Annotated in this window: 16 protein-coding genes; all 16 read right to left on the bottom strand. The window is 41.9% G+C overall.

Going from position 1 to position 19,426, the window contains the following annotated elements; genetic code table 11:
• Positions 1-3 precede the first annotated feature (3 nt).
• The 16 genes from minE to OCV88_RS02525 all read right to left on the bottom strand — a co-directional run bounded on the left by minE (position 4) and on the right by OCV88_RS02525 (position 19,356).
• A complete protein-coding gene (gene minE / locus OCV88_RS02600) occupies positions 4-273 on the bottom strand; it encodes a cell division topological specificity factor MinE (protein ID WP_158424072.1) in 270 nt (89 codons plus the stop codon).
• A gap of 11 nt (positions 274-284) precedes the next feature.
• The gene (minD, locus tag OCV88_RS02595; protein ID WP_158424071.1) at positions 285-1,073 is read right to left on the bottom strand and encodes a septum site-determining protein MinD; all 789 of its coding nucleotides are present in this window, start codon (positions 1,071-1,073) and stop codon (positions 285-287) included.
• A gap of 18 nt (positions 1,074-1,091) precedes the next feature.
• Complete coding sequence (locus OCV88_RS02590; protein ID WP_158424070.1) at positions 1,092-1,763, bottom strand: septum site-determining protein MinC; 672 nt, start codon at positions 1,761-1,763, stop codon at positions 1,092-1,094.
• Between the two features lie 13 nt (positions 1,764-1,776).
• On the bottom strand, positions 1,777-4,683 hold the full coding sequence (locus tag OCV88_RS02585; protein WP_262590608.1) for a penicillin-binding transpeptidase domain-containing protein: 2,907 nt from the start codon (positions 4,681-4,683) through the stop codon (positions 1,777-1,779).
• Positions 4,676-5,194: a rod shape-determining protein MreD gene (gene mreD / locus OCV88_RS02580; RefSeq protein ID WP_158424069.1), complete on the bottom strand. Its 519-nt coding sequence runs from the start codon at positions 5,192-5,194 to the stop codon at positions 4,676-4,678. Before mreD ends, OCV88_RS02585 begins: the two co-directional genes overlap by 8 nt.
• A gap of 10 nt (positions 5,195-5,204) precedes the next feature.
• Complete coding sequence (gene mreC, locus OCV88_RS02575) at positions 5,205-6,071, bottom strand: rod shape-determining protein MreC (RefSeq protein ID WP_158424068.1); 867 nt, start codon at positions 6,069-6,071, stop codon at positions 5,205-5,207.
• Positions 6,072-6,092: 21 nt separating this feature from the next.
• Positions 6,093-7,109, bottom strand: a complete 1,017-nt coding sequence (locus OCV88_RS02570) for a rod shape-determining protein (RefSeq protein WP_158424405.1) — start codon at positions 7,107-7,109, stop codon at positions 6,093-6,095.
• 13 nt (positions 7,110-7,122) lie between these two features.
• A complete protein-coding gene (radC, locus tag OCV88_RS02565) occupies positions 7,123-7,812 on the bottom strand; it encodes a RadC family protein (RefSeq protein ID WP_158424067.1) in 690 nt (229 codons plus the stop codon).
• A 140-nt stretch (positions 7,813-7,952) separates the two neighbouring features.
• The gene (locus OCV88_RS02560; protein WP_158424066.1) at positions 7,953-9,257 is read right to left on the bottom strand and encodes a methionine gamma-lyase family protein; all 1,305 of its coding nucleotides are present in this window, start codon (positions 9,255-9,257) and stop codon (positions 7,953-7,955) included.
• Positions 9,250-10,218: a tRNA (adenosine(37)-N6)-dimethylallyltransferase MiaA gene (gene miaA / locus OCV88_RS02555; protein WP_158424065.1), complete on the bottom strand. Its 969-nt coding sequence runs from the start codon at positions 10,216-10,218 to the stop codon at positions 9,250-9,252. The genes OCV88_RS02560 and miaA overlap by 8 nt, the downstream gene beginning before the upstream one ends.
• Before the next feature lie 56 nt (positions 10,219-10,274).
• Positions 10,275-12,365, bottom strand: a complete 2,091-nt coding sequence (mutL, locus tag OCV88_RS02550) for a DNA mismatch repair endonuclease MutL (protein WP_158424064.1) — start codon at positions 12,363-12,365, stop codon at positions 10,275-10,277.
• A 22-nt stretch (positions 12,366-12,387) separates the two neighbouring features.
• Positions 12,388-15,030, bottom strand: coding sequence for a DNA mismatch repair protein MutS (mutS, locus tag OCV88_RS02545; RefSeq protein ID WP_262590707.1), 2,643 nt, complete (start codon positions 15,028-15,030; stop codon positions 12,388-12,390).
• 4 nt (positions 15,031-15,034) lie between these two features.
• Complete coding sequence (locus OCV88_RS02540) at positions 15,035-16,639, bottom strand: NAD(P)/FAD-dependent oxidoreductase (protein ID WP_158424403.1); 1,605 nt, start codon at positions 16,637-16,639, stop codon at positions 15,035-15,037.
• Positions 16,581-17,963, bottom strand: a complete 1,383-nt coding sequence (locus tag OCV88_RS02535; RefSeq protein ID WP_262590607.1) for a BaiN/RdsA family NAD(P)/FAD-dependent oxidoreductase — start codon at positions 17,961-17,963, stop codon at positions 16,581-16,583. Before OCV88_RS02535 ends, OCV88_RS02540 begins: the two co-directional genes overlap by 59 nt.
• Entirely contained in the window at positions 17,964-18,758 is a 795-nt protein-coding gene (locus tag OCV88_RS02530; protein WP_158424063.1) for an HdeD family acid-resistance protein, read from the bottom strand.
• 91 nt (positions 18,759-18,849) lie between these two features.
• Positions 18,850-19,356, bottom strand: a complete 507-nt coding sequence (locus OCV88_RS02525) for a hypothetical protein (protein ID WP_158424062.1) — start codon at positions 19,354-19,356, stop codon at positions 18,850-18,852.
• Between the last annotated feature and the right edge of the window lie 70 nt (positions 19,357-19,426).

Raw genomic sequence — 19,426 nt, 5'->3', positions numbered from 1 at the left:
TTCTTATCTTATCTGTTTCATACTTATGACCGGAATCTTTGCATTAATATAGGATGTCCCGGAACCTTTATCTTTATTTGGCTGTTCAAACTGAATATGAACGCCCTTTTCATCCAGCTCCAGATATTTAGACATACAACGTATCAGATCCCGCTGTATGCGTTCTGTAAGATCAGATGAAAAATTCATTCGGTCTGCAACCAGGAGTATTTTCAGTCGTTCTCTGGCAATATTTCCAGAAGTCTTTCGTTTAAAGAAAAGAAACTTTTTCATACGAAATCCTCCTATTTACGATGCCCTTTCTGTTTTCTCCTGAAAAACCGCTTTTTCGGCGCCAGATTTAAATACGCAACCCGTTCGCCTGTCACTCTCCGGCTGATATTCATATAAGCCTGTCCGGCGGGAGAATCCGTTCCAACTAGAGGATTCCCCTGATTTGTAGAAATTACGATATTTTCATCATCCGGGACAGCTCCGATTAGATCAATTGCCAGTATTTCCGACACATCGTCAATGGACATCATATCTCCCCGGCGGATTAAATCCGGCCGGATACGGTTCACCACAAGCTTGGAATCCCGTACTCCGTTGGCCTCTAATAGTCCGATGATACGGTCTGCATCACGAATAGCAGATACCTCCGGTGTAGTAATAACAAGAGCTCTGTCTGCGCCTGCAATGGCATTTAAAAATCCCTGTTCAATGCCGGCCGGACAGTCCAGAATAATATAATCAAATTCTTCCTTTAGTTCCTCTGTTAATTTTTTCATCTGTTCCGGATTGACTGCATTTTTATCCCTGGTCTGGGCGGATGGCATCAAATACAAAGAATCGTATTTTTTATCTCTAATTAAAGCCTGCTTAACCCTGCAGCTTCCTTCGATCACGTCAACCAGGTTATAGACAATCCTGTTTTCAAGCCCCATCACTACATCCAGATTCCGTAATCCGATGTCGGTGTCTATCATAACCACCTTTTTTCCCAGTTTTGCAAGTCCGGTACCTACATTTGCCGTTGTCGTTGTCTTTCCGACACCACCTTTTCCGGATGTCACAACAATCACTTCGCTCATGCAAAATCCTCCTGAATTCTAAATACTGTTTAAATATCCTTTTGTAAGAGGTTCTATCATAATTCTGTTATCTTTTGCAACTGCGACCTGGGAAGAAGCTTTTTTCTTTTTTCTGAATCCTCCCAGAGATACCTTTGTATTTTTATATACGGCGTCAGCAATCCGGATATTCTCGGAAGCAAAGTCCAAAGCACAGATAAATGCGCTGCTGTTTCCGCTGGCTCCCGCAAAAGCATAACCGCAAAGAGAGCCAAGCACAATAATATTTCCCTTTGATATCACTTTTCCGCCGGAGAGTACACTCCCCATTACAATAACGCTGCTGTCACTTTCCAGGGTTTCTCCAGACTGTACGTTCCCTTTGAAAAACTGACCGCTTTTCATTAGTTTCTCATCATGAATCTGCTGCAGTTTTTCAGAAATATAGTCGTCCAGCAGATCATTTTCCTCTAAAATGCAGACAATATTTGCTCCGCAGCTTTCTGAGACCACATCTACAATGGCACATTCTTCTTCGGTATTTAAGACTCTGCCGCTAAAAGAAATAGCAAAATCTGCATTTTGAAAAAAATCTTTCGATTCTGTAAACTTTTCCCTGATTTTGCAAAGCAGCTCTTCAAAACTGACCTCACTGCTTAAAACCAGATGTATTCCCTTTTTTGTACTTTTTACAATCACAGGAAGCGCCATACTGTCATCCTCCTTAATCGTTTACACTGTTGGAAGAAGCGTCTACATTGGCAGCTGTTCCACTCAGCAGTTCATCTTTATCTTCCGGATTAAAGTAATATTGAATTACTTTAGCGGCGAAATCCGCTGTATTAGAAGAAGTATATCCACATGCAATTCTTGTTGCAATAGCAATTTCAGGATCATCATAGGGCGCATATCCTACAAAAAGTGCATGGTTCGGGGTGTTGGCCTGCTGTGCAGTACCTGTTTTTCCTGCAACCTGTACAGTCAGATCATCAAACTGGCTGTGGGTATCTGCTACCATCTTCATACCATAATGAATGGCATCCCAGGAAGAAGCAGCAACGTTATCCATGGTATTCTTAACGGTGGGACTGTAAGTCTCTAATACTTTCCCATCTGAATCTGTCACCTTACTCAGAAGTGTCATATTATAAACCGTTCCTGAATTTGCCACCGCGGATACATAACGGGCCAGCTGAACAGTGGTAAAGTTATTATTACTCTGTCCGATTGCTGTGGTAACCGGATATTCATCCGAAACACTGGCTTTGGCTTCATCAATTTCAAGCCCGGTTTTTTCGCCCAGTCCAAAGTCCTTCGCATACTGCGATAATATATCTACACCTTTCTTCTCATTATAGGTATCGCCGGACAAACTCAGACGATAACCAAGATCATAGAAGAAATAGTTACAGGAATCTCTAATAGCCTCAGAAATATTAATACTGCCGTGATTGGAAGGATAAATCCAGCATTTCGGGCTTGGGTGAATTTTATCAAACTGCCCTTTTGTCTGGATTTCCGTTGACGGGGTAATAATCCCTTCCGTGAGAGCCGCAGCTGCGGTCACCATCTTATAGGTAGAACCAGGAGCCGTTGTCTGCTGTGTGGCATTGTTATACAGAGGATGTGAGCCATCCGTATACAGCTTGTTATAATAATCTGAATCCATAACATTGGCAAGTTTATTGTTATCATATCCCGGATAGCTGACACAGGCCAAAAGCTCTCCTGTTTTGGGATTTGTAATCACACAGGATCCGGTACAGGGATTTAATGCCAGCTGAGCAGGTGTAATATCCAGATTCTTAATTTTTTTCCGCAGGAACGAGTAAGCACTCATAGAACCGGATTTTACAGAATCGTAATCACTATCTTTCTCCGGATCCAGTACTCCCTGCTCATACAAAATAACGCACAACTGCCTGCCGCTGATGGAATCACCCATAATCAGAGATTCATACACAAGCTTATCAAACTCTGCATCGGCTGAGAGTTCTTCTGAAATATAAGATACCAGTGCGTTATAAACTTCTTCAGAATCCGCATATTTATCATTGATATTAAATGCGGTAATATCAATCCACTTTTCTGAGATAGCATGTTCCAGATATTCTCTGATGCTGATACTCTCATTCCTCCAGTTCTGGTAAACGGTGTCAGAGGAATCTACTTTGTCCGCATCAAACACTTTTGTTTCCTGCAGCCAGGAAACAATATATTTCACATAGCTTTGCATATCATCTGACAGATCTTCATAAGGGGTATCTGAATTTTTCAGCTGTGTTTCTATCTGAGGGATGACCTGTTTCTTTTTGGACTGAAAGGTATCATAAACCTGCTTTTGAACGGAACTGTCGTCTGCTTTTTCAAACAGGCTGCTGTCAATGACACTGTTGCTTATCAGCGCTTTGTATACATCATAAATGGGGACAATCACATCAGAAGATGCTTTTACAGTGGTACTTTTAACATCCCGGATTTTTGAATATAGAATGCCGGCAAGCTGCTGTTCCAGCAGATTATAAACTGCCTTTTGAAGATCCGCATCAATGGACAGATACACATCATTGCCGGGAGCAGAGTCCGTGGAATCTTTAATTTTCTGCACTTTCCCCAGGTTGTCCACATAAACGGTTTCTTTCCCTTTTGTGCCTTTTAACTGGGATTCCATGGCCTTTTCAATACCGGAACGTCCCACAATATCTGTTGTCTCATAACTTTCGTCTTCCGCGTGAAGGGTTTCATATTCTTCTTCGGAAACTTTTCCAGTATATCCAATAATATGGGAATAATATTCCGGCTCATAATAGACCCGTTTGGTGTCTTCCAAAATTTCTGCACCCTGCAGCTGGTCTGCATTCTCCTTAACCATAGCAACGGTTTCATTGGAAACGTCTGTTGCAATTGGAGTTGCCACATATTTTTGATATGCATTTTGTGCCAGTGCATAGCGGAGTGTCATAATCTCAAATCGGCGCGTTTTATCATAATATACGGCTTCAGTAGAAGTCTGGCTTTCACTTTCCTGATATTTCTCATAATCCTTCTGAGTATCCTCCAGTCTGACATCATACTTATTCCGTGCACAAAGATAATCTACAATCTGCTGAGCGCTGGCTTTTGCTTCGTCGTAATCAAGATCCTTATTAAATTTCAGATCAGACGTTTTTTTCCGTCCATATACATCTGCCCGGAAACGCTGGAGACTAGAGCCCTCAACAGTAAATTTGTAATTTCCGTTTCCATCCATTACGATTGGAAAATCTTTTACTATTTCATCACCATTTGACTCAATCATATCTATCAGCGTATCAAATTCCTGATTCAAGGACTGGTTTTTTTCGTAAGTTGTATTATAGGTTCCATTGTCTTCTACTGTTACAGAATAGGACAGTTCATTGGACGCCAGAAGTTTGCCGTTCCGGTCATAAATATCTCCCCTGGTACCGCTGATGGTTCTGGTTTTTTCAATCTGCAGTGTGAAATTGTTCTGATATTCCTTACCATTTACTACCTGCAGGGAAAACAGATGCTGAATCAAAACCGCCGCCAGAATTACCATCACCAGAAAGAGAACTGTCAGTCTGGATTTTATTATTTTTACGAGAAGTTCTTTTATTGCATCAACCAAACTTTTTTGCACTCCTTTTTTCTATTTCTTCCAGCTTCTGATTTACTTTCAAAAGCAGGAAATAAACTACAACAGCTACAATCATTGTATATACAAGTTCCGGAATCATAATATGAACAAAATAGTAAAGAATTTCAAATCTGGATCTGAACAGGAACATCAGAAAATAAATCACTATATTAAAAGACAGATCACTGACTGCAATCAGAAAGATTGGCAGCTTAATATCTTCCGGATAAAAAATTTTCTTGAATATTCCATTGATATAACCAATAAACATATATAGAAGGGCATAAATACCAAGGACCGACCCAAAAAACAGATCCATCAGCAGACCACAGAAAAATCCTACAAACAATCCCTCTTTCCGACCTCTCATAAATCCAAAAGCCGCGGTAACCACAATCAGCAGATTCGGAGAAATGGAGGCAAAAGATAGTTTCTGAAAGATTGTTGACTGGAGTAAAAAACATATTAAGATAGTCACTGCTAAAACAATTTTTCTGCGCATAGGTATCCCCTTATTTCTTTAATGCTTCGGAATAATCTTTGGTCTGTTTAATCACCAGCACTTTTTCAAGGTGCTCAAAGTCTACAACAGTAGCAAGGTAACCGGATTTTGTCAGCTTGTTGGTATCCGTCTCTACTTCGGTCAGGTATCCGATGGGGATCCCCGGCAGATAACGGTCACTGATATTGGATGTAACAATCTGATCTCCTGCTTTTACCTTATTATCTTTATCTCTCATATCGGAGATTTCTAACTGCTGGCGTTCGTTCATTGTTTTTAAACCGCCGCTGACAATACAGGTATCTGAAGTAGACAAATCCATACCGCTGACATTACTGGTATCATCTATGATAGATTTTATTTTCGAATAATTATCTCCTACATCTGTTACAATTCCAACCAGACCGCCGTCGGCTATTACATTCATACCGATTTCAATCCCGTCTTTGCTTCCTTTGTCAATTAGAAAAGAAGAAAACCAGTTGCCGGCATCTTTTCCAATTACGTTGGCCGCTGTTTTGTCATAAGAATCATAACTCTGATCCAGCTGATACAGCTCTCTTAAACTCTCCAGCTCATACTGTTCTAGAGACACCCGGCTCAGCTGATCTTCCAGATCGGCTACCTGCTGCTTTAGTTCATCATTTTCCTTTTGAAGTTCTTTTTTGGAAGCTAAATTTTCACTTCCCAGGTGCAGAGCGTCACCGATTTTGTTAAGTCCCTTCTGCATGGGAATCACTACATATCCAACTGCTTTTCCCACAGGGCCGCTGGAAATCCCAAAGCCCACACTGCATCCGATAATGATCAGACAGAATACTGTCATAATCAACAAAATATATTTTGCCGGAAATTTATTGTTCTTTTTCCCTTTCATAGATGCCCTCTTACATTAAACTTATTTAAACACTTTCGTTTTCATACTGTAGGCCAGATGTTTAAATTTACTGTCCTTAACTACCAGACTAAGACCTCTTGCCACACATTCATCCGGATCCTCACAGGTATTCACCCGGATATTGGTCAGCTCCTTAAACAGATCGTCCAGCTTTTCGATTTTTGAACCTCCTCCGGTGAGATAAATTCCGGAAGCAATAATATCCTTTGCCAGCTCCGGCGGAATCTTTTCCAGAATCATCTTGATTGCATTGCACAGTGAATTCAGATTTTCTTTGATAGCATTATAGACAGTATCCGCAGTTACCTCCATCTGAATAGGCAGACCGCTGACCACATCAAGTCCTACGATTTCCATGGAACCCTCGGCATCCGGCATAGCACAGCCTAGATGCTCCTTTAACTGCATGGCTGTTTTCTGTCCGATTACAAGATTAAAATTGCGCTTCAGATAATTAATGATGGATTCATCCATTCTGTTTCCCCCAAAATGAAGGAGATTGCTAAGAACCAGACCGCCCAGAGAAATAACAGAAATCTCTGTTGTGTCCGCTCCCATATCTACAACCATAATACCTGTTGGCTCATTTACATCAAGTCCTAATCCAATGGCATCTGCAATAGGTTTATCACACAGCAGTACAGATTTCGGCTTATACTGGCTCTTATAAAAAAGGTCAAAAAAAGCCTTTTTCTCTACTTCTGTGATATCCGTTGGAACCGCTATAATATATTCTGACCCTTTCAGTCCTGATTTTGTATATTTCTCCAGAAAACTTCCAATCATGGTCTGAATATTATTATAATCGGCGATAACCCCGCTGACGATGGGAAAAGACACCTTGATACTTTCCGGTGCTTTTTCATACATAGCGTAAGCATCATCTCCAAAGGCATACATCTGATTTTTATTAATAATTGCGATTGTATCTTTTTCTTTTACAATCTGATCTGACTGTTTGTTATACACTTTCAGATTACATGTTCCTAAATCAATACCATAAACATTAGACATTATGATCTCCCTTTCTCTATAGGATGTCCTGCTCCTGAAAACTAAAATACCGGTTATCTCCGATAATAATATGGTCAAGCAGCGGGACTCCCAGTAATTTCCCACACTCTTTTATTCTGTTTGTGACGGCATAATCTTCTCTGCTGGCTTCCGGATTTCCACTTGGGTGGTTGTGAACCAGTACTACATATACTGCCTGATAAGTCAGCGCTTTTACAAAAATCTCCCGGGGCGAAATCAAAGACGCATTGCAGGTTCCTACTGACAGCACAATATCTTTTAAAAACATGCACTTACTGTCATACATGGCAAGAATCAAATGTTCCTGCTCCTTATGCCGAAGCCGCTCCATATAATAAGCGGCAATGGTAGATGCATCCTGCATAATCACAGATTCTGCCCTCCTGGTAGCTGCGATCCTTTTAGAAATTTCAGCCACACATTTTAACTGTACTGCTTTCACTTTTCCAATCCCATGAATGTTCTGCAGATTTTTTGCCGTCAGATACTCCAGATTCAAAATTCCTCCGGGAGAAACTTTTAAAATACGCTGAGCCAGGGCAACCGCTTTTTCCTGACGGCTTCCTGTCCGTATTACCACCGCAATAAGTTCTGCATCTGTCAGACTTTCTGCGCCGTCCTTTAGACACCTTTCATAAGGTTTTTCTGAATCCGGCAGTTCTTTCATACTTATATTTTTCTGCATCTAAAAGCCTTTCTACTCTTCTCTATGCAGCGGTTATGTAAACTAAAATGGCCATAACCGTATGTTCAATAATAGCACAAACGAACTTTTCTGTATATAAAATATCCGAAATAATCTCAGGACTTTTTCTTAAAACTTTCTTAAATAATGTTCTCTTCTTTTACAATTCCTGCATCCACAAGTTTCTGCAGGGACATTAAAATGCCAAGCTTGGCATGGTACCAGGTCAGTCCTCCCTGAAAATAAACCGCGTAAGGCGGTTTAATGGGACCGTCAGCACTAAGTTCGATGGATGAGCCCTGTACAAAGGCTCCCGCAGCCATAATAACCGGAGCATCATATCCCGGCATATCCCATGGTTCCGGGGTGACATAACTATCCACAGGCGCTGCCGCCTGAATCCCCTGGCAAAAAGCGATTACTCCCTCTGGAGAGCCAAAGGTTACCGCCTGAATAATGTCATGCCGGCTCTCTGTACTGTCAGGCACTACAGAAAATCCCAGCTTTTCATATATATTTGCGGCGAAAACTGCGCCTTTTAGCGCCCCCGCCACCACTGTGGGCGCCTGGAATAATCCCTGATAAAAAGACTGTATCACGCCAAGAGACGCCCCCACCTCTTTTCCAAGTCCCGGAGATGTCAGCCGGAAGGCTGCATTTTCAATGCATTCTTTTTTTCCCACAAGATAACCGCCGATAGGTGCCAGTCCTCCTCCAAGATTTTTAATCAGAGAGCCCACCATCAGATCGGCCCCCACCTCTAGAGGCTCTTTTTCTTCCACAAATTCGCCGTAACAATTATCCACCATGCAGATGACATCCGGCTTTATACTTTTTATAAAAGAAATCAGTTCTCCAATTTGATCTACCGAAAATGAAGGCCGGGCAGCATATCCTTTGGAACGCTGGATCGTAACCAGTTTTGTTCTTTCATTGACAGCCTGACGAATCCCGTCAAAATCAAAATCTCTGTCATTTATCAGATCTACCTGGCGGTACGTGATACCGTACTCAGCTAGTGAGCCCTTTGAGGGCCGGATACCTATCACTTCTTCCAGGGTATCGTAGGGTTTGCCCACCGGAGATAGTAGTTCATCACCGGGACGGAGATTTGACATCAACGCCAAAGCCAGTGCATGGGTACCGCAGGTAATCTGCGGACGCACCAGCGCCGCTTCTCCACAAAAGCATTCCGCATACACTTCCTCTAGTGTATCCCGTCCCAGATCATTGTAACCATAGCCGCTGGTGAATTGATTCAGACACTCTGCTGAAACTTTTCGTTCCTGCATGGCATGGATTACTTTCATCTGATTGTATTCTGCCACAGAATCAATGGTTTTAAATCTTTTTTCTAATTTTTCTTCTATTTTTTTTCCAAACGCATATACTGTAGGAGAGATTCCCAATTTACAGTATTGCTGGTTTATGACTTCGTCATTCATCAGAATGCCTCCTTATTATCTTATCAGCGCTTTGTATCATAAAAGTTAGAATTTTGTCATCATCATACTGAAATTCGTTTTTATTAACCCAGATTACATTCCTTTCCCGCCGAAACCAGGTTAACTGCCGTTTTGCAAAATGTCTGGTATCCCGTTTCAGAATATAGACAGCTTCTTCTAAAGATATCTCTCCATCCAGAAATGAAAGAATTTCTTTATAGCCAAGTCCCTGCATGGAAACCATCTCTTTTTGATAACCTTTGTTTTTCAGACCCTTTACTTCTTCTATCAATCCCTGTTTCAGCATCAGATCCACGCGTTTCTCAATTTTTTCATAAATATGCTCCCGCAGATCGTTTAAAACAAAGTAACAAAAATCATAGGGGGACGGCCGGGACGCCTCCTGTTCATTGTGATCTGAAATCCTTGTTCCGGTCTTCTCATAAAATTCCAGCGCCCGGATCATTCTCTTTACATTATTGCAGTGTATTTTCTCTGCCGATACCGGATCTGCTTTTTCCAGCATAGCGTGAAGGGCTTGATTTCCCTTTTCTACAGCCAGCTGTTCCAGCTTTTTCCTGTACAGGCTGTCTTCCTGCTCACTGGTAAAGTCAATATCATATAATACCGCCTGAATATAAAACCCGGTGCCTCCCACGAGAATCGGAATTTTATGCTTCCGGTATATTTCTTCCATAGCTGCTTTTGCCATTTCCTGAAAACGTACTACATGAAAGTCTTCATCCGGGTTTAGTACATCAATCAGATAATGAGGAATGCCATTCATTTCCTCTTTTGTTATTTTAGCCGATCCAATGTCCATTCCTTTGTATACCTGCATGGAATCAGCGGAAATTACCGCGCCGTTTATTTTCTCTGCCAGCTTCACAGAAAGAGAAGTCTTCCCCACTGCGGTAGGACCGGCTATGATAATCAGAGGTTTCTTTTGTCCCTGCTCCATATTATCCGCCCCTTTTCGTCTTATTATTTTCTTTTACTCTTTTAAAATGATATTTGTTATATAATACGTTTAAATTTCTTTTCTATTTCATATTTGCTCATAGAAACAATCACCGGTCTGCCATGAGGGCAGTGATATGGATTCTCCAGGGTCAGCAGTTCTCCAATTAACGTTTCTATCTCCGCCTTTGAAAGCCTTTGATTTCCTTTTACTGCTGCTTTGCAGGACATCGTGGCAACTTTCTCCAGTACCTGTTCAGGGGCTTCCTCTGCTGTAATCTGACTTAACCCGTCCATAATTTCCACTACAAGCTCCTGCCCGTCCAGATTGTAAAGGTTTCCCGGAACCGCACGGACTGCATATTCTCTTCCTCCGAAAGGCTCTATTTCAAATCCCAGCTTCTCAAACTGAGGCAGAAATTTCTTAAGTAATATTTCTTCCTGCATAGTCAGTGAAAGAATGATCGGCGGGCTGATATACTGAGAGGTAAATTCTTTGTCCTGATAAGCTTTCATGGTCCGTTCAAACAGTACTTTTTCATGGGCCGCATGCTGGTCGATCATATACAGCTGATCCCGAAACTCTACCAGCCAGTAGGTATCAAACAGCTGACCTATGATTTTATGATAAGGAACGGCAGTCTGATCTAACAGTTTGTCCGTTTTTGGAAGCAGATCTTTCATTTCCAGCTGGGTCGTTTCCTGCTTGGCGGAATCTGTACCTTCTCTTTCTGCCTGTGGATCCGCTTTTTTCTCTGCTTTCGTTGATAAGCCTGCATCTGATGTTCCATCTGTTTTCTTTATTTCCTGTTTATCCGTCCATATACATTCAACTGTTCTCTCATTCTCTGCAGCTTCTTTCTGATTTAGAGACGAAGTTTCTTTTAAAACGTTTCCAAAACTGTTTTTCTGCTGTTCTAACACAGACTGATAGACACTTCTAGAGGAAGATTCTTTCGGAAATTCCGTTTCGTCCGGAAGAGGCGGCAGCTTTGGCCGTTCCTGCTTTCTGTCATATTTCTTCTCATAAGGACTGTCCTTTGCCACAGACCTGCGAAGCTGCTCTATGCGTTGAACCTCAAAAGGTTCCGGAATGGCTTTTTTTATAATTTTCTCTTCCTTTTTTTCCTCTTCCTGGAGCGAAACCTGGGGAATCAGCTCTCTGCCCCTTAAAACCTGTTTGATTTCAGAGGCCAGATGACGGTAGATTTCTTCTCCATTTGAGAAACGAAGCTCCATTTTTGCCGGATGTACATTTACATCCACCAGCTCCCCCTTTAAAGATAATTTCAACACTGTAAAGGGATATTTATGCTGCATCATAAAGCCTTTATAGGCATCTTCAATTGTCTTTGCCAGCAGACTGCTTTTTACATATCGTCCGTTTACAAAATAATTTTCAAAATTTCTGTTTCCCCTGGAGATCACCGGCTTTCCAATAAAGCCGGATACAGAAAAGCTGCCAAACTCTTTTTCTATAGGCAGAAGATTAGCGGCAATGTCCCGGCCGTATACATGATAAATAATATCTTTCAGATTAGAATTTCCAGAAGTATGCAGCTTCACCTGGCCATTATTAATAAACTTAAATGATACTTCCGGATTGGAAAGAGCAAGCCGTTCCATCAGGTCACTGATGTATCCGGCCTCTGTGGAAGCAGTTTTTAAAAATTTCCGGCGGGCAGGGGTATTATAAAAGAGGTTTTTAACAAGGAAGGTTGTTCCATTGGGGGCCCCGATATCTTCTAACTCTTTTTCTTCCCCGCCTTCTATCAGGTAACGGCACCCGGTAAGCTCACCGGATGTCTTCGTAATTAACTCCACCTGGGCCACAGAGGCGATACTTGACAGAGCCTCCCCCCGGAAACCAAGGGAAGAAATCGTTACAAGATCTTCCACTGACCGGATTTTACTGGTGGAATGCCGGCAGAATGCAAGCTGAATCTGATCCTTTTCAATCCCGCATCCATTATCTGTAATGCGGATAAAAGAAATCCCGCCTTCTTTAATTTCCACCGTTACCGCGGTAGCTTTGGCATCAACGGCATTTTCCACAAGCTCCTTTACCACAGAGGCAGGCCGGTCCACAACTTCCCCTGCGGCAATTTTATCAATTGTATTTTTATCCAGTAATGTAATCTGAGGCATGACATACTCCTTTCCCCTTCAATTACCAGCGGTTTTTTATCTTATTCTGCAGTTCATACAGTTTATTCAGTGCATCAATGGGAGTCAGATTTCCAAGATTTAACTCTCTTACCTCTTCGATAATATCATCATCCTTTACCGTATCGAACAAAGAGATCTGGGCCATTTCAAGATCATCCGGTTTTTTTGCCTTTTTCTTACTGCTCTGCCCTACTTCCAGATTTCTTGTAATATTGCTCAGATCTGCCAGCTCAAGCTCTTCGCAGATTTCTTTAGATCTGGCTATTACCATTTCTGGGACGCCGGCCAGCTTTGCCACCTGAATACCATAGCTTCTGTCTGCTCCCCCAGGCACAATTTTACGAAGAAAGACAATATCGTCCCCCTTTTCTTTTACGGCAATACAGTAATTATTGACATTACTCAGTTTTCCTTCAAGCTCTGTCAGTTCATGATAGTGGGTGGCAAACAATGTCTTGGCTCCTAAAAGCTTTGGATTGCTGATATGCTCTACAACTGCCCAGGCAATACTAAGCCCGTCAATGGTGCTGGTGCCTCTGCCGATCTCGTCTAAAATCAGCAGACTGCTGCTGGTGGCATTTCTCAAAATATTGGCAACTTCTGTCATCTCCACCATAAAAGTACTCTGTCCCGAAGCAAGATCATCAGAAGCTCCCACTCTGGTAAAAATCCGGTCCACAATCCCGATATCTGCACTGTCTGCCGGAACAAAACTTCCAAGCTGGGCCATCAGAACAATCAGTGCGCTCTGACGCATATAGGTAGATTTTCCCGCCATATTCGGGCCTGTAATAATAGAAATCCTCTGATTTTTATTATCAAGATAAGTATCATTAGCAATAAACATATCATTGCTGATCATCCGCTCCACCACCGGATGGCGTCCGTTTTTAATATCAATGATACCTTTTTCATTGATTTTGGGACGGCAGTAACCGTTCTGGTCCGCAGCAAAAGCCATAGATGCCAGCACATCAATGGCAGCCACGGCTTTTGCTGTCTGCTGAATCCGAAGCACTTCATCTGCAATTTTTCTGCGCACCTGGCAGAAAATATCGTATTCTAACGCTGTCAGCTTATCTTCTGCTCCCAGTATTACATCCTCTAGTTCTTTTAGTTCCGGGGTAATATACCGTTCTGCATTTGTAAGCGTCTGTTTTCTTGTATAATAATCCGGAACCATGTCTTTGTAAGAATTGGTAACCTCCAGATAATAACCAAACACTTTGTTGTATTTAATTTTCAGGTTTTTAATCCCTGTTTTTTCCCGTTCATCCTCTTCTAATTTCGCCAGCCAGCTTTTTCCTTCTGTTTTGGCGTTTCTTAAACGGTCGATTTCATCATCATAACCATTTTTGATCATTCCTCCATCCCGTACGGAAATAGGAGGGTCATCATCTATGGATTGTTCTATCAAAGAACACAAATCCTTTAGTGTATCCAGCTGCTCTGACAATTTGCTAAGCAGACTGCAGGAAAAATCTTTCATAAGGACTTTCACCGGCGGAAGCATTTTCAAAGAATTTTTAAATGCAGTAAGATCTCTTGGATTGGCTGTCTGATATACCACTTTTCCAATAAGCCGCTCCAGATCATAAATGGGATTTAGATATTCCCGGAGTTCTTCTCTTGTAATCATATTCTTATTGAGTTCTTCTAACGCATCCAGTCTGGCCTCAATTTCACTTTTTTCAATGAGAGGCTGTTCTAACATAGTACGGAGCATCCGCGCACCCATAGCTGTTTTTGTCTTATCCAGCACCCACAAAAGAGAACCTCTCTTCTGCTTTTCCCGCATGGTTTCCACAAGTTCCAGATTCCGTCTTGTGGAGCTGTCTATAATCATAAATTTACTGGTGGAATAGGCCTGTATTCTGGACATATGTTCCAGAAAAGTTTTCTGAGTTTCATAAAGATATTTCAGCAGCGCTCCTGCAGCGATGACTCCACAGTCGTATTCCTTAAGTCCAAGTCCGCTTAAAGAAGCCACTTTAAAATGACTCTTTAAGGTATCAATGGCCGTATCATCCCCGAAATACCAAGATTCCAGCGAATAGACAGTAATGCCCAGCCGGTGTCTTAAATCCTCAAGATCTACAGAACTCATATAAAAAGATTCATTACAGATAATCTCTGAAGGCGTAAACTTACTGATCTCATCCAAAAGCTTTCTCTCAGTATCCACCTCTGTCACATAATAATCCCCGGTTGTTACATCAGCAGTGGAAATACCGTATTTATTTTCAGTGTATACAATACACATAATATAATTATTTTTTGTCTCATCTAAAGCATTGGTATCCAGATTGGTGCCGGGTGTAACAATCCGTACCACTTCCCGTTTTACCAGACCCTTAGCCGTCTTTGGGTCCTCCACCTGTTCACAGATAGCTACTTTATAGCCTTTAGATACCAGTTTATTTAAATATCCCTCCACCGAATGAAAAGGAACTCCGCACATAGGCGCCCGCTCCTTTGTTCCGCAGTTTTTCCCGGTAAGGGTAATCTCAAGTTCTCTGGAAGCTGTCAGGGCATCCTCAAAGAACATTTCATAAAAATCGCCCAGACGGTAAAATAAAATACAGTCTTTATATTCTTCTTTGGTTTCCAGATATTTCTGCATCATTGGTGTGTATTCAGCCATTGATTTACCTTCCATTTCTAATTTCCCTCTGGGGGATATATTTTTTCATTACTGCCTCCGCAGTTTTCATACCATCCATAGCTGCTGAAGTAATTCCTCCTGCATATCCGGCACCCTCTCCGCAGGGGTAAAATCCCCGGACACTGCTTTCAAAAGTCTCATCCCTTAAAATCCGCACCGGAGAAGAAGTTCTGCTCTCAACTGCCGACAAAATAGTATCCGGCCGGTCAAATCCTTTTATTCTGGATGCAAAACCGTGCATTCCTTCGCAGAAAGCCGTATTCAGCTCTTCTGGAAGAATGCTTCGAAGATCTGCAAATACAGTCTGCCCCTTCTCACAGCCCCTAAAGTCTCCGTAGCTTTCAGAAATTTTATTGCTTTCAAAATCACCAAGCAGCTGCTGGGGAATCTTTCCCTTTCCAAGCTGATAGGCAGTACGCTCCAGCTTCTGCTGAAACCGCATTCCTGCTAGTACATCATCACCGGAAAAATCATCCGGCGTTACAGAAACAATAACAGCACTGTTTGCATTCCGGCTGTCCCGTTTCCGGTAACTCATACCATTTACTACCGTTTTTTCTGCCTCTGAAGAAGCATTTACAACGTATCCGCCGGGACACATACAAAAAGAGTAAACACTGCGGCCTCCTGGGGCGTGATAGGTTACTTTATAATCTGCCGCCGGCAGATAGGTTCTGTCTGTAGTCTCATATTGAGCCATCTGAATCATATCCTGGGGATGCTCTACCCGAAAGCCCACTGCAAAAGACTTTGCTTCCATAGGAAACTGTTTTTTTGCTAAAAGCAGAAAAGTATCTCTGGCACTGTGACCCCCGGCAAAAATAACAAGGTCTGCGGGATAAGCAGTCTGATGATTCACCGTAATTCCATTTACTCTGCCCCATTCCGTCTGAATATCTGTCACACAGGAATTAAAATAAAATTCTCCTCCAAGCTCCTGAATCTTTTCACGCATCCGCCTGACAACGTTTTTTAATATATCAGTTCCAATGTGAGGTTTATTCACATATAAAATATCTTCCGGCGCCCCGAAGGATACAAATGTCTCTAAAACAAAACGATTTCTGCCGTATTTATCTTTCACTGCTGTATTCAGCTTTCCATCTGAAAATGTCCCGGCTCCTCCCTCTCCAAACTGTACATTGGATTCCGGATTCAAAACACCACTTTCCCAGAAAGCTTCCACATCCTTCTGGCGCTGTTCTATCATCTTTCCCCGTTCAAATATCCGGGGACAATATCCGTTTAATGCCAGCAGATAAGCACAAAATAAACCGGCCGGTCCGGTGCCGATAATCACCGGAGAATTTCTCAGTTTTCCGCTGCCAAAGATAGGCATCTGATATTTTCTTTGCTCTGTAACGGAAATATCCGGATGTTTTCCTGTCAGCTTTATCTTTTTAGCCAACACCAGATTCACAGCATAAATATACTGAATCTGCCCTTTCTTTCTGGCATCTATGGATTGCTTTGCAATTTCAAAGGTCTGGATATCTGATGGTGATACTCTAAGTTTTTGGCAGACCTTTTTAATAATATCCTCTTTTGCATGATTGAGGGGCAGTTTCAGCTGCCCGATATGTATCATCTGTTTCATGATTTTTTGTCTTTTCCATTGTCTTTCTTTTCTTTTTTATTTCCAATGCTTTCACCCACTGTGCGCCATGGCGTCCCGCACAGTATCCGGAAGACCATGCCCACTGAAGATTATAGCCTCCGCATTTTCCGTCAATATCTATTATTTCTCCGGCAAAATAAAGCCCCTTTACCAGTTTTGATTCCATGGTATATTCGCAGATCTCATGGGTGCAGATACCTCCTGCCGTTACCTGGGCCTGGTGAAAAGACTTTGTTCCGCTAATGGAAATTTTTGTTTCTTTTATTTTCCTGCAGAGCACATCTGGCTCTAAGGGTACCGTATCCGCAAGAACATCTGCAATTTTTTCATTGACCAGACCGGAGAGTATCTTTTTTACAAAAACACGTTTTCTTTTCTGATCATCGCCGGCCCATTCTTCTTTCAAGGACTTACCGGCTTCCTTTCTTCGTCCGCCTTCGTTCATCCGCTTATTCAGCAGTCTGAATAGCTCACCTGCTTCAATTTCCGGCAGGAAATCAACGGAAACAGAAACATCTTTTTGTTCATCCAGAGCTTTTGCCGCATAACGGCTGATCTGAAATACCGGAATCCCTGAAATACCATAATCAGTAAACTGCACTTCTCCTATATCGGAAACGATCTGCTCCCCCCTGGCAAGCAGAGTAACCCCGGCCCAGGCCCTGACGCCAGCCGTTTGTTTCAGCCACCTCTCCCCAGACAGAAGCGGAACAAGCCCCGGCAATACAGTTGTACATGTATGGCCGAAACCTTTGGCATAAATATATCCGCTGCCATCACTTCCAGACTTTGGCGAAGCTTTTCCTCCCGCAGCTAAAATACAGATTTTAGAACTGTAAATACCGGTTTTTGTTTCGAAATAAAAAATGCCGTTCTTTTTGGTGATACTGCGGATACCAATATCACAATGTATATCCACACCCAAAACAGACAGTTCTTCTAACAATGCATTGCGTATAGCTGATGCCTGCATCGTACGGGGATAATAATATCCATTTTTTTCCTGGGGTAAAACACCAAGAGACAAAAAAAACGCTGCCGTATCCGATGCTCCAAATTGCTTTAATGCAGGCAATACAAAGGCAGGGGTTGTTCCTCTGTAACACTCACACCCCTGCACTTTATTCGTAAAATTACATCTTCCATTTCCTGTTGCCAGTATCTTTTTTCCCGGCATTTCTTTATGTTCTAAAATGCAGACCCGGCATCCTTCCTTGGCTGCTGCAATGGCTGCCATCATACCGGAAGCGCCGCCTCCTACTACAATTACATCCATTCGTAACGTACTCATCATTTATTTCCTTTTTCTCCTGACCTCTTCCTCTCCCATGATGGCTTTTAAAATATCCTCTTCCTCAGAGGGAATTTCTTTTTCTGTGACTGCCAAGTCTTCTTCCTCTTCCATTACGGATTCAGATAAATTCTTCTCTGCAGCCGCCCCGCCATCATTTTTATGGAGAAAGCTTTTATTTTCATCTGCATGATTCTTCTTTGGTTTTTTCTTGATTTGCGGAAACATCCCGTACTTTTGATATTGCTTTACTGCCTGTGAAATATAGAAGGTACTGAATATTCCAACGCCGCCGTCAGCCACCAGAATTACATAAATATACTGCTGCTGTCCGGTTTCTAAATCCATGGGATTTAAAATTATCAGAACAGATAATGCAATAAATACCAGGGCGGCTGCCAGAAAAATCAGCCAGTACGGATGTCTCATACTGTTTAAAGCCACTGCATTCTGGAGCTTTACAATACCAGTCAAAAGGATACAGATTCCAAGAAAAACGCCAAAATATACAGCCACTTCTTCCGCCCGAATCAGCAGACAGCACCCAGCTGCCACAGATAAAACACCGACGGAAAACCCGTAATTTCCAAGCTCTTTATAAGAAGCATTCACAAAATACTTTACAATCATAAAAATTCCAAGAGCAATTAGTCCGGCGCTCACCAGATATAAAATATATACTTCCTCCATATTCGGAACAAGGAGCATAATCAGACCAAATACGGCATAGATAACAGAAATGATAAACATTGCGCCTGTGCCAAGTTCTGCTTTTGTTTTCATTATTTTTTTATCCATAGTAAAACTCTCCTTCTCATTCGTTTTATTTTAGCATAATAAGACAAGAAAAGGAATAACAATCAACGAAAATTGACTGTTATTCCCATTTTCAGCTGGAGTAACTTTCAAGAAAACTGTATACAGCTTCAAGATCATAAAATTCAATTCCCTTTGCCGCTTCTTCCTTCAGATCATTGGGCAGGTCTGCAGCCGGAATATCTGTTTCAAAATATACTTCATCTGTAGCTGCAATATAAACAGTAAGATAATCGTCAGACTGCTTAATATAGTATTTTGGAGACTCATATACGTTGCCGCTCTCCACAGTTTCATCTTCTGTGCCATCTGCAGTATCTTCAGCGCTTCCGTTTTCTGTCCCATCAGCCGACTGTCCATCATCATCTACAGCAGATGCGGTCCATTTTGAGGCATCTTCCCCGGCAGTGGTTTGTGTCTCATTTGTTTTGTCTATATCTTCTGTCTGTTTCTGCGAGTAGTATAAGATATCTGCTTTTTCCTGTGTTACTTTTCCAAATCGAAAGCCAATCCAGAATACGGCAAATACACAAACTGCCGCAAGAATAAAAAATAAGCGAACCTTACGTGTATTATTCATAGTATCATAACTCCTTTTTACGTAGTATTCACTTATTTTTTTAATCTATGCAATTATTATTTTAAAACAA

Source organism: Brotonthovivens ammoniilytica, from assembly GCF_025566885.1.
Taxonomy (GTDB): Bacteria; Bacillota; Clostridia; order Lachnospirales; family Lachnospiraceae; genus Brotonthovivens; species Brotonthovivens ammoniilytica.
This window is presented reverse-complemented; position numbering and strand designations above follow the sequence as displayed.

What these genes read in the sequence shown, in the direction of transcription:
- OCV88_RS02560 (WP_158424066.1), bottom strand. Translation starts at nt 9,257, where the DNA reads ATGAATGACGAAGTCATAAACCAGCAATACTGTAAATTGGGAATCTCT.
- mutL (WP_158424064.1), bottom strand. Translation starts at nt 12,365, where the DNA reads ATGCCTCAGATTACATTACTGGATAAAAATACAATTGATAAAATTGCC.
- OCV88_RS02535 (WP_262590607.1), bottom strand. Translation starts at nt 17,963, where the DNA reads ATGATGAGTACGTTACGAATGGATGTAATTGTAGTAGGAGGCGGCGCT.
- OCV88_RS02525 (WP_158424062.1), bottom strand. Translation starts at nt 19,356, where the DNA reads ATGAATAATACACGTAAGGTTCGCTTATTTTTTATTCTTGCGGCAGTT.
- minE (WP_158424072.1), bottom strand. Translation starts at nt 273, where the DNA reads ATGAAAAAGTTTCTTTTCTTTAAACGAAAGACTTCTGGAAATATTGCC.
- miaA (WP_158424065.1), bottom strand. Translation starts at nt 10,218, where the DNA reads ATGGAGCAGGGACAAAAGAAACCTCTGATTATCATAGCCGGTCCTACC.
- OCV88_RS02530 (WP_158424063.1), bottom strand. Translation starts at nt 18,758, where the DNA reads ATGGATAAAAAAATAATGAAAACAAAAGCAGAACTTGGCACAGGCGCA.
- OCV88_RS02590 (WP_158424070.1), bottom strand. Translation starts at nt 1,763, where the DNA reads ATGGCGCTTCCTGTGATTGTAAAAAGTACAAAAAAGGGAATACATCTG.
- minD (WP_158424071.1), bottom strand. Translation starts at nt 1,073, where the DNA reads ATGAGCGAAGTGATTGTTGTGACATCCGGAAAAGGTGGTGTCGGAAAG.
- mutS (WP_262590707.1), bottom strand. Translation starts at nt 15,030, where the DNA reads ATGGCTGAATACACACCAATGATGCAGAAATATCTGGAAACCAAAGAA.
- radC (WP_158424067.1), bottom strand. Translation starts at nt 7,812, where the DNA reads ATGCAGAAAAATATAAGTATGAAAGAACTGCCGGATTCAGAAAAACCT.
- mreC (WP_158424068.1), bottom strand. Translation starts at nt 6,071, where the DNA reads ATGAAAGGGAAAAAGAACAATAAATTTCCGGCAAAATATATTTTGTTG.
- mreD (WP_158424069.1), bottom strand. Translation starts at nt 5,194, where the DNA reads ATGCGCAGAAAAATTGTTTTAGCAGTGACTATCTTAATATGTTTTTTA.
- OCV88_RS02540 (WP_158424403.1), bottom strand. Translation starts at nt 16,639, where the DNA reads ATGATACATATCGGGCAGCTGAAACTGCCCCTCAATCATGCAAAAGAG.